Source organism: Vibrio sp. 10N.222.48.A3, from assembly GCF_041475345.1.
Lineage (GTDB): Bacteria > Pseudomonadota > Gammaproteobacteria > Enterobacterales > Vibrionaceae > Vibrio > Vibrio tasmaniensis_A.
Window position 1 is genome coordinate 1 of record NZ_JBFRVX010000034.1, and the last position, 11,493, is coordinate 11,493.

Genomic DNA, 11,493 nt, shown 5'->3' on the forward strand with positions numbered 1-11,493 from the left:
GCTAGCTACACATCAAAGCCTCTGCCTTGTAGAAATCCCCAGCAATTCGCTGCAAAAATCAGCTCGAAAGATCAACACGCCCTAGTAAGGCTATCATTTTATCTTGGCAGAAGTAATAAATTGGCCAAAAGTTTCACACCAAATCACAACGGTATTAAATCGATTAAGATCAGTACCTTCTGGGAGGTTAACCATAAATCGGTCGAATGTTTTTACATCTCCGACTCTCAGTAACTCACTCTTGCTGTCATTGAATGCCTGTTCGGTTTCAATAAACTTAGGTGATAGGTAAACCTTATAATCCGGCCCCGGCGCCAATTCACCTTCAAAAGCTATCGCACTTTCAGAGACAGAGACCATGCCCTCTCCCCAATGCAAAAAGTCACTGTCTTGTCGGTCTTTGGTGAACTCACCTGTATAGATCGCCTGCTGACTGATCGCTTCAACAGAACTTGAGGAAGGAGAATCAGGCTCAATCAAGATAGGTAGTGCGTAGACACCAAGCCCAAAACCAAAAGCACCCACGGCTAAGTGGGTGCAAAGTAAAACTAACTTTTTCATCGCGTACTCCCTTATGCTTAAAGAGAGTATTAATGAATACTCTCAAAAATACAAAGAGATATCGCGTTTTAGGCGGCTATTTTTGATAGTGAATAGCGGTACGTTGAGAGAGTTTCACGATCACTTCTACCCCTTGTTCCATACCTTGAATGGTAATGAACTCGTGAATACCGTGGAAGTTGTAGCCACCAGTAAAGATATTCGGACACGGTAGCCCCATGAAAGATAAGCGAGCACCGTCTGTACCACCTCGGATAGGCTTGATCATTGGCTCAACATCGCACTCAATCATCGCTTGCTTCGCTAATTCAATAATATGTTGATGCGGTTCAACCATCTCTTTCATATTGAAGTAGCTATCGGTTAGCACCAGCTCAACACGGCCTTTCTCAAGACGCTCATTCAGCTCATCCACTTTCTGTTGCATGAATGCCTTACGCGCTTCTACACCCTCACGTTCAAAATCACGGATGATGTATCCCAGTTCAGAGCGAGCCACCCCCATTTCAGCCGACTTCAGGTGGTAAAAACCTTCATAACCTTCTGTGCACTCTGGTGTTTCTTGCGCAGGCATCATCAGTTGGAATTGCGCTGCAATGTTCATTGAGTTCACCATTTTACCTTTGGCGGTACCTGGGTGAACGTTCACACCATGACAGATAACATCAGCGCTCGTGGCATTAAAGTTCTCAAATTCCAACTCCCCTACTGGCCCACCATCGATGGTATACGCCCACTCGGCGCCAAATTTTTCAACGTCAAACAGGTTCGCACCGCGGCCAATCTCTTCATCCGGTGTGAAACAAATGCAGATGTCGCCATGTTTGATGTCTGGATTCGCTTTCAGGTAAGCAATCGCACTGATGATCTCAGCGATGCCCGCTTTGTTATCGGCACCAAGCAGAGTTGTGCCGTCAGTCGTAATAAGGTCGTGACCATGTAAAGAATCAAGGTCTGGGTATTGGCTTGGGTTCAAACTCTCGCCACTTTCACCTAATTCAATCGTTCCACCCTGGTAAGCTTTAATCACTTGTGGTTTCACATTTGCTCCTGAAGCATCAGGAGCGGTATCCATATGCGCCACAAAGCCAATCGCAGGCACTGGATAATCGACATTCGACGGCAGTTTAGCCATCAAATAGCCATTTTCGTCTAAAGACACATCAACTAACTCTAATGCAACCAATTCTAACTTTAAGGCTTCAGCAAAAGTAATTTGACCCGGTGAACTTGGGCATTGCTGATTAGAAGGATCGGATTTAGTATCAAAAGTAACGTAATTCAAGAAACGTTCTACAAGCTTTTCCATAATTCATCTCACCATGGATTAAGTAATTGATTTACTGACCTAATTATTAAGATAGATAAGCGATGTATTTTTAGACAAATACGTACGCAGAGTCAGTCGCGAGGCTTTTCATCTTACGCCCCTGACCATGTATGTAATTGCTCTAAATCATTGTTGTGCGAAATTAGATGCGCTTCCTATACTTGAAAACAGAGGGTTTCGTCAGTTCAACATTGCATACGGATGATAAGCGATCGCTTTGTACGCATTCTACGCCCTCCGCTCTCAGCCTAAAAAAAGTACAAAGTAGATGATGATCACAATTTATCCTTGATGCAGAATCTGTCATACGTTACACGGAGACACAGTTATGACGATTAATAAATATTTCATTTTCTCTCCTCAAGCCTCTGAGGAAACGCTTCAACCAGTATTAACTGAGAAAGAAGTTCAAAGGCAGGAAGCTCTAAGACAGGCGCAATCTCAAGGTGGTTTTGACACCAACGCGACCTCGTAACTTAATCAATACTCAGAACTTGTTTATAGAACCCCTAAAAAAGAGCTCTACTTCTCGTTGATGTAGAGCTCTTTTGTCTCTGAATCTTTCTCCTATCCCAATGCAGCTTCATTCAGGCGCCTGATCTATTAACACCTTGTTATCTATCGCGTCTTTTGTATGTTGCTTCTCAATCATCAAGCAGACTCATTTGTTGCAATGAGAAATGATTCATTAAACTTGTCCAAGCCATACCCTGTGTTGCCATTTTGTGCTAATAATTTATATTCGTTTTCATTCCTCACTCGCCCTCTTTCAATATCCACACTGCGAGCACTAACGAGCCTCACTACAGGAACCCCGAATTTAATGGAATACTCAAAATTAGGAAGTAGTCAAATTCCCGTTTCCCGAATCTGCCTTGGCAGCATGACTTGGGGGCTGCAAAATACGCAACAACAAGCTGACCAACAAATCGAATACTCGCTAAGCCAAGGTATTAACTTTATCGATACCGCAGAGATGTACGCAGTACCACCGTCTCCAGACACCTACGGTAAAACGGAAGCAATCATAGGTAACTGGTTAGCTCGCAATCCGCAGCGCCGCCAAGAAGTCATCATCGCCAGCAAAATTGCAGGTCCGGGATTGCCTTGGGTTCGAGATGGCGGGCCAATCACGGGGGAAGCTGTAATTGCAGCGGTTGACGCTTCACTAGCGCGTTTACAAACGGACTATATCGACCTTTACCAACTGCATTGGCCAAACCGAACGACGCCTCACTTTGGCAAGCATTTCCCGAATCATATTCGATTCAGTGATATCGACCGAAAGCAGCATGAAGCGGAGATGCTAGAGATCCTCCAAGCACTAGCGGGCTGCATTAAAGCCGGAAAAATCCGTCATGTTGGTTTGTCTGATGACACCACTTGGGGTATTAACACTTACCTTAAGCTCAGTGAGAAGCATGATTTACCGCGAATGGTCTCTATTCAGAATGAATTTAGCTTGCTGCACGCGAAAGACTGGCCTTATTTGATTGAAAACTGTGTGCATGAAGACGTTGCCTACCTACCATGGTCACCGTTAGCAGCGGGCATGCTGAGTGGCAAATACATTGATGGTGCGAGACCAGAAGGCAGCCGTTGGACGTACATGCAGCGTAAAGGTATTTTCCGCGACACTGAGTCTGCCAATGAGGCCGTAAAAGGATATTTCGAAGTTGCGAACGCTCACGGGTTTACACCGAGCCAACTAGCATTAGCGTGGTGTAATCAAGTTGATGGTGTCACCTCCACTATTATTGGCGCAACCACTATGGAACAACTGAAAGAGAACGTAGCAGCGTTCAGCAAACCGTTGTCAGAAGAGATCCTTACCGATATCAACACAGTGTTTAAGCGCTACCCTGCCCCATATTAATCATACAGGTCAGCTAATCTTGAGTTCAGCTTAATGTTAGATGATTAAATCAGATAAGAGCGCGCTATTTAGTGCGCTTTTCTTTTTTAAGTGGGTTGCTTTTGCTTTTTAGTGGATCGCATTGAGTTATCACGCTTTTGGTTATCCAACCTTTGCTCTATAATGCGCGGGCTTATATCTAGGATAAAAACATGATTTCAAAAAACCAATTAAAACTCCTTCGTGCTTTGGGCCAAAAGAAACAACGTAAAGCCCACGGCCTGTTTCTAGTTCAAGGTGAAAAAAACGTACTTGAGCTGTTCAATAGTGACTTAGTCGTAAAGAACGTCTTTGCTACGGCTGATTTCTTATCTGAAAATCACGCGTCACTGTTTGAGTTTGATTGTGTTGAAGCCTCGCTTGATGACCTAACCAAAGCGAGTACTTTGGTGAGTAACAATGCGGCGATTGCTGTTGTTGAGATCCCAACGTTTGAATTACCAAAAGCTACTGGGTTAATGATTGCACTGGATGGTGTATCTGATCCGGGCAACCTAGGTACGATTATTCGCGTAGCAGACTGGTATGGCATTAAGCATATCGTTGCGAGCAGCGATTGTGCAGACCCATACAACCCGAAAACGATCAGCGCGACCATGGGCAGCTTTGGCCGAGTACACGTAAGCCAAACAGACTTACCTGAATACTTAGAGCAAGCGAACCTGCCTGTTTACGGAGCGTTCTTAGAAGGTGAAAGTGTTCATAAGACGGAATTTACTGCCAACGGTATTTTACTGATGGGCAGTGAGTCTCACGGTATTCGTGAACACGCCGCTAAATTCGTGACAGACAAGATTACGATTCCAGCATTCGGTGGCGCAGAGTCTCTGAACGTAGCAATGGCGACAGGTATTATTCTCGACAACATGCGTCGTCAGCATAGCTAAATTTCATAAGCTAACGAGCCAGTCGACACTGCTCAGATATTAAAAAAGGCGTATTGATTAAATCAGTACGCCTTTTTATTTGAGTTCTTTTCAACAATTACTTTTCTAGCATTGCCAACTTATCAGCGACACCATTCCACTTTTCAGCTTCATCCATCGGTGCTTTGACTTCAGTTTGTACCGGCCAGATTTCGGCAAGCTCGGCATTCACTTCAATAAAGATCTTTTGATCTTCTGGCAGATCATCTTCTTGGAAGATCGCTTGAGCATCGCATTCAGGTACACATAAACCACAATCAATGCATTCGATTGGGTTGATTACCATGAAATTCGGGCCTTCATGGAACGCATCTGCGGGGCATACCGCCACACAGTCTGTGTATTTACATTGAATACAGTTATCGCCTACGACAAATGCCATGATGCTCTGCTCTATAAGTTAGTCAAAATTGAAGAATGGAGGATAATACTCATCCCAAGGCAAAATTCAACATCATACGGCTCTAATATCGTGTCTATTTGCTCCATGTTTCCAAATTAGTATGACAGATAAATCAATTTCTCGTAAAATGCGCGCCATTGTGAGCTTATCGCTTCTTTCAACATCAGCGTTTTCATCAAACTCTGCGTTTAGAAGCGGTCTAGCTAAGACACCTATAAAGACGAGACATCGAAATGATACGTTTAACCGAAATTAAACTCCCTCTAGACCACGAAGAATCAGCCATTCAAGCTGCTATTGAAGCGAAGCTTGGCATTAATTCTGATCAGGTACTTTCTTTTAATATCTTTAAACGTGGCTACGATGCTCGTAAGAAATCAAAAATCTTACTTATCTACACGCTTGATGTTCTCGTTGAAAACGAAGCTGAGTTGTTAGAGCAATTCATTAGCGACCCGCACGTAAAAGTGACTCCCGACATGGAGTACAAATTCGTGGCTAAAGCGGTTGAGAACCAAACTGAGCGCCCTGTCGTTATCGGTTTTGGCCCTTGTGGTTTATTCGCTGGCCTAGTGCTTGCTCAAATGGGTTTCAATCCAATCATCGTTGAGCGTGGCAAAGAAGTTCGTGAACGTACGAAAGACACCTTTGGTTTCTGGCGTAAGCGTACTCTGAACACTGAATCAAACGTACAGTTTGGTGAAGGCGGCGCAGGTACATTCTCTGACGGTAAGCTTTACAGCCAAGTTAAAGATCCAAAGCACTACGGCCGTAAGGTAATCGAAGAATTCGTAGCTGCTGGCGCACCAGAAGAAATTCTATACGTAAGTAAGCCACACATCGGTACCTTTAAACTGGTTACCATGATCGAGAAGATGCGTGCTTCTATCATTGAGCTAGGTGGCGAAATCCGCTTCAGCACTCGCGTTGATGACGTTCACATGGAAGACGGTCAAATCACTGGCTTGACGCTTTCTAACGGTGAAGAGATCAAATCTCGCCACGTTGTACTGGCTGTTGGCCATAGTGCTCGTGATACGTTTGAAATGCTGCACGAACGTGGCGTTTACATGGAAGCTAAGCCTTTTTCTGTTGGTTTCCGTATCGAACATAAGCAAGCGATGATCGATGAAGCTCGCTTCGGTAAAAACGCAGGTAATCCTATCTTAGGTGCAGCGGACTACAAATTAGTACACCACTGTAAGAATGGCCGCACTGTATACAGCTTCTGTATGTGCCCGGGTGGTACTGTGGTTGCCGCGACTTCTGAAGAAGGCCGCGTAGTAACCAACGGCATGAGCCAATACTCACGTGCAGAGCGCAACGCAAACAGTGCCATCGTTGTGGGTATCGACCCAGAGCGAGATTACCCAGGTGATGCACTAGCAGGTATCCGTTTACAACGTGAATTAGAAAGTGCCGCTTATGTTCTAGGTGGCGAGAACTACGACGCCCCTGCACAGAAAATCGGTGACTTCCTGAAAGGTCGCGATCCAAGTGAGATCGGTGAAGTAAAACCATCATTCACACCAGGTATCCACCTAACTGATATTTCAAAAGCACTGCCTGATTTTGCTATCGAAGCAATTCGTGAAGCAATCCCAGCGTTCGAGAAGAAGATCAAAGGCTTCTCTACGCCAGACGGCCTGCTAACGGGTGTTGAGACGCGTACGTCTTCTCCTGTCTGCATCAAACGTGGCAAAGACTTCCAAAGCATCAACCTTAAGGGCTTCTTCCCGGCTGGTGAAGGCGCAGGCTACGCTGGTGGTATCCTATCTGCTGGTATCGATGGTATTAAGGCTGCGGAAGCGCTAGCGATATCAATGGCTGAACAAAACCAAGCTGAGAAAATTGAGATCGCTTAGGCACTTTCGATAAAGCAAAGCTAAATTGCGATTAACCAAAACTAAAAATCCAGTGTCTTGTAGACACTGGATTTTTTATTGCATACGGATTATCTAGATTTACTCGGTATCGACGGGCTTTACTTACAAGTGTTTTTTGACCAGTTCACACCATCATTTGAACACTCAAACAGACTTGTCCCATTCTGGTAATAATAACCTCTAGTCCAGTTACCTTGAGAATCTTTAGACGTTATCGTCTGAGTATAATCAAAAGGTGTATTTTCAATGTGCGCATATTTATGACGAGTCCAACTATCTGAACCGTGTGCAGTGTTCTCATTGAAATCAACTGATAGATAGTTTAATACATCAAAGTCGCTTCGTGAGATATTAGATAAAGTATCACCTAAATTGACCCACTCAGGGTAAGGAGCATTTGAACCATAATGGTACTTCACCTGAGTTTGAGTAAACTGGTCTTTATAATCACCAACAACATCTGACGTTAAAGTTTGGCTAAATCCATTACCCACACTTTGAGTGGAACAGCTTTCCCAATCAGGCTGTTGAGACCAACCACTATTCTTTACACCAAAGGTGGTTAGTGAATTGGGTTGCACCTGTTGTTTAATTGTTTCCTGAACTGAACACGAGTGCTGCGTTCCATCACTGCTCAATGAAAACCAAGCTTCCTTGTCATATTCCAAACCATTTTTCTTCTGGCTATTACGCTCAATGTGCTTATTTAATTCTAGTTCTGTTTGTAGATCAGCTGACACTTCATGTTCAATAACAATCAGCTTGTCAGCGGTCATCACTGTTTTAACTTTATACCACTTATTAATTTCGTTCTTTTTAGAATAGTCCCAATGCTCCCAATAATAATCAACATAGGCTTGCTGAGCTTTGGGGTTTTCTTTTTGAATATCTTTAGTCTCTTGATACGACTTTTTAATGGCTGGCATCATTTTCTGCGCTAATTCATAAAGCTCAGTGTTTTGGGCTTTGACGAAGTCGCCATACAAGTCTTTCACTGCAATGTTATATCGATTCGCAATTCGGAAATCATGTTCCTTAACATTTTGGATAATGCTATTTTGAGTGTTTACAGCTTGCTTCAAAGCGGAACAACTGTTTAAACCACCTTTATATAGGTCGGCTTGGATCTGATTCCATAAAACGGTAGTAAGTGGCGTAGTAGATTTAATTTCTTGGTCAGAACTCACTGTCATTACTGGTGGGAAGACCAATTGATAAGGTTCAGTAATCGGCGAGTTAGGGCTATCCGCATCAATAGCACCAACCGGAACATTCACTACAATTGGGGCATAGTCCATACAGTCAGAGTTAGAACCAGTTAAAGACAATTGATAACTGCCTTCATCGTCCGTGATACTACTTGGCTCTCCCTCATCCAATACACCATTATAATTGATGTCTAGAAACGCGGTTGCACCGGAAATATACCCGTCAATGGCAACACCTTGTAAGGTTTTTGTTTGAGGAGCGGGAGCACTTGTACTGCTGCTACCACCGCCTCCCCCCCCGCCACAAGCAGCAAGACCACCAGCTATAAGTGCGATAGAAATAAGCTTAAGTTTCATTCGATGAGATCCTAATAAAATACATTAATAAGTAGGGTTGCCATTGGGGGGATGACCGAGAATGACTGTGATAGTCATGACCAGCCATAATAACGATTGGTATTCAAAAGAAACATGAAAGAGTGCTAGCCGATTCGTGCATGTTTTCATTTTGAACAGAAACTAAAAAATGGGTAAATGGAGTAAAAATGGACTAACTACTTCTCGCTCGAAGTTATCCAAAGCTTATAAAAATCACTATAACCGGTTTGGTTAACCTCTACGCCATGAACCTCAACACTATTAAAAACCTTCTCTTTACCGTGAAATAACGGACAAAGTAACTTCTGTTGATAAAACGAATCTTCAATCTCTTTCAAGTCGCTCATTAGGTTCTCGCCACTCACAGCGGCTCTAACTCTCTCGCAATGCGCCTTCATCTCAGAACTGTTGAAAATGAATCTAAGCCCAGATGAAGCAAGTAGCCAATCGTAAAGGCCATAATCGGCTGGCTGTTCGATAACTTCTTCAATGAATAACAAGTCTGCCGACTCACTCATGGAGCTAGGGTCACTGATGTTGGGAAGCTCAACAACTTCAATAGCAACACCTGTCTTTACAATAGTTTGTTGTAGCCAATCAGCCATCTCTTGAAGTAAAGGAATCGTCATTCTAGGTCGTGTTAGGACAACAGTGCCCGTCAAATTAGGAATTGGATTACTGGACGCTAGTTCGCTAAGCGAGAAAGACAAGTCATCGGCCACCATATCAGCATCGAACTCTTTACTACTGGACTTAATAAACGATACCAGCCTGTCGAGTTCTTCAGGGGTTATACCTGATTTTTCTCTACGATTAACCGCAAGATACGAAAGTGCATTGATGGTGGTTTCTTCAGCGACGCCAGATTGATTAAAACTCAGAGTGTGGTCATTTAAACCTTCTATGTCGGTAAGCGTTATTTGTTCTAACAAGGCATTTTGAGCAAAGTAACCTCGGTGACGTTTAAGAACCAAGCGCTCTTCGCTCCAATCATCCAATGAGAAAGGTCCTGTTCCGATATAGGCACTGCGGCCACTCGAAAAATAGGTACGCTTACGACGATAAATAGACGCGTGTGGACTAGTCAAAGCATGGAGAAACATTGGGTTTGCGTATGTCAGCTCAATAGTCAGTTGTTTATCACCCACCACTTGAACATCACTGACCTGATCAAATAAAGACTGTACCGGACCTTCAATATTTTTTAGCTGCAACAAACATTGAGCAACATCTTTGGCCGTTAAAGTTTCACCGTCATGGAATAACACATTCGGTCTCAACCAAAAATGCAGAAAGCGCCCTTCCATCTTCCAATGGTGCGCGAGGCTCGCTTGGGGATTTCCATCATGATCTTGGACGAGTAGCGTATTGTAGAGGCTTCTTAAGATGTGATGTTCACCAGTTCGGTATGTTTTGGCTGGCTCAAGGTTATCGACCCACGGATATTGAGTGATCAGTAAATGGTCATGTTGTTGATTGAACAGACTATGTTTTTCAGTCGCTAGCGTCAGTGCCTTTATTGCCGCATCACCATAGCTTTCTAGAAGACGGGGAATAACATTAAAGCCCCCCTGTTCTAACTGAAGCGCTAACACTTGTTCTAATGCTTCGGGAAAGCTGACCAAAATTCTAAATTGGCTAAGCTTCCCTCTCCCTTTAGACGGAATCCAACAAATCCAGCGATATTCCGATAAGCATTTAAGAATGATCGAAGTGTTTCTGCGAGAAGTCGATAGCGAGTGTTCGAGATCATCGATCGTTAGATGATACTCTTCACCTATTTCATACTTTGCAATAAGTTGTTGAAGTCTACGTAAGTTAGCGTCGTTCATTGAATTCCAGACTAAAGCTGTATGTCAAATGTCATTAATATCAGTATGAATTTATAAATTCAACTTTACACTGAAATATCTATAACAAGTTTTGGCTTTAAATATCAATAAATTAGATAAAAAAGCCTTTAATCACTCCGTTTTACTAGGGCTCCACTTACCTTCATGAATCGCTGAATTCACGTCTCTTCTTGGTAACCAACCCATGGTTTCAAGTTCTGGCTTATCTTTGATAGTGGTCAACGTAACCAATGCACAGGTACGCCACAATATCGATGTTTTCTGGTATATCTAATGCGTCTCGTAGTGTTGAGTCGTGCATGATACTCACCCACCCTAAGCCTAGGTTTTCGGCTCTAGCTGCCAGCCATAAGTTTTGAACCGCACACACGGTGCTGTACAGATCCATCTCTTGTTTGATGGTTCTACCTAACACGACCTTTCCGGTTCGGTTGCGATCGCAAGTCACACAGATACCGATAGGCGATTCAACAATACCTTCAAGCTTTAGGCGCTTATACATCGCTTGTTTTTCATCGGTGAACATTTCCGCGGATTCTGCATGAGCCTGATTAAAACCGGCTTTGATTTGTTGTTTGGTTTCGATATCACGGACAACGACAAAGTCCCAAGGCTGCATAAATCCAACACTGGGAGCATGGTGCGCTGCGGTTAGCACACGCATCAAAACGTCTTCTGGGATCTCATCAGGAAGAAACTGACCACGAACATCTCGGCGAGAAAAAATCGTTTTATATACTGCATCGCGTTCATTCGGCGTAATTTCCATACATCCCTGTCTTATCGTCGTCTTATTGAGCCAGTATTATCCAACTAAAGTGTGTATGTTGCTAGGGCGTGTTGACCTTTCGTGGTTAAATTTTGTTCGAGATAAAAGCGTTTTAATCGCGGCGAGGGGGAAGTAGCCTAGTCATTCTAAGCAAATCTCCCTCAACAAAGAGTAAAACGCTTTTAGCCGAACCCTTCGGGCAGCGTTTGCTGGTCATTTCTACTACGTTATCGGCTTCTCATGTAGGCTAGCTACACATCAAAG

General features: G+C 43.5%; 9 protein-coding genes and 1 pseudogene. 4 read left to right on the forward strand and 6 right to left on the reverse strand.

Going from position 1 to position 11,493, the window contains the following annotated elements; translation table 11 throughout:
- Positions 1-93 precede the first annotated feature (93 nt).
- Both AB4653_RS01325 and pepT read right to left on the reverse strand, forming a co-directional pair.
- Positions 94-561: a DM13 domain-containing protein gene (locus AB4653_RS01325; RefSeq protein WP_017099789.1), complete on the reverse strand. Its 468-nt coding sequence runs from the start codon at positions 559-561 to the stop codon at positions 94-96.
- A gap of 76 nt (positions 562-637) precedes the next feature.
- Positions 638-1,870 (reverse strand): peptidase T, encoded by a 1,233-nt coding sequence (gene pepT / locus AB4653_RS01330; protein ID WP_102258178.1) that lies wholly within the window; start codon positions 1,868-1,870, stop codon positions 638-640.
- A gap of 349 nt (positions 1,871-2,219) precedes the next feature.
- Here pepT and AB4653_RS01335 point away from each other — a divergent pair, with 349 nt between their 5' ends.
- From AB4653_RS01335 to AB4653_RS01345, 3 genes are all read left to right on the forward strand, one after another.
- Entirely contained in the window at positions 2,220-2,366 is a 147-nt protein-coding gene (locus AB4653_RS01335; protein WP_009844784.1) for a hypothetical protein, read from the forward strand.
- 348 nt (positions 2,367-2,714) lie between these two features.
- Complete coding sequence (locus AB4653_RS01340; RefSeq protein ID WP_102258179.1) at positions 2,715-3,767, forward strand: aldo/keto reductase; 1,053 nt, start codon at positions 2,715-2,717, stop codon at positions 3,765-3,767.
- 191 nt (positions 3,768-3,958) lie between these two features.
- Positions 3,959-4,693: an RNA methyltransferase gene (locus tag AB4653_RS01345; protein ID WP_009844781.1), complete on the forward strand. Its 735-nt coding sequence runs from the start codon at positions 3,959-3,961 to the stop codon at positions 4,691-4,693.
- Between the two features lie 97 nt (positions 4,694-4,790).
- On the opposite strand, the gene fdxA is transcribed toward AB4653_RS01345, so the two are convergent.
- Entirely contained in the window at positions 4,791-5,114 is a 324-nt protein-coding gene (gene fdxA / locus AB4653_RS01350) for a ferredoxin FdxA (protein WP_009844780.1), read from the reverse strand.
- A 254-nt stretch (positions 5,115-5,368) separates the two neighbouring features.
- Between fdxA and AB4653_RS01355 the strand changes: the two genes are divergently transcribed.
- Positions 5,369-7,000: an NAD(P)/FAD-dependent oxidoreductase gene (locus AB4653_RS01355; protein ID WP_102258180.1), complete on the forward strand. Its 1,632-nt coding sequence runs from the start codon at positions 5,369-5,371 to the stop codon at positions 6,998-7,000.
- Between the two features lie 119 nt (positions 7,001-7,119).
- Here AB4653_RS01355 and AB4653_RS01360 read toward each other — a convergent pair whose 3' ends face one another.
- The 3 genes and pseudogenes from AB4653_RS01360 to bluB form a co-directional block, all read right to left on the reverse strand.
- Positions 7,120-8,586 (reverse strand): hypothetical protein, encoded by a 1,467-nt coding sequence (locus tag AB4653_RS01360; protein ID WP_017099784.1) that lies wholly within the window; start codon positions 8,584-8,586, stop codon positions 7,120-7,122.
- A gap of 197 nt (positions 8,587-8,783) precedes the next feature.
- Positions 8,784-10,439: an ABC transporter substrate-binding protein gene (locus tag AB4653_RS01365; RefSeq protein WP_102258181.1), complete on the reverse strand. Its 1,656-nt coding sequence runs from the start codon at positions 10,437-10,439 to the stop codon at positions 8,784-8,786.
- A gap of 132 nt (positions 10,440-10,571) precedes the next feature.
- Positions 10,572-11,229: pseudogene (gene bluB / locus AB4653_RS01370) on the reverse strand (5,6-dimethylbenzimidazole synthase).
- Positions 11,230-11,493 lie beyond the last annotated feature (264 nt).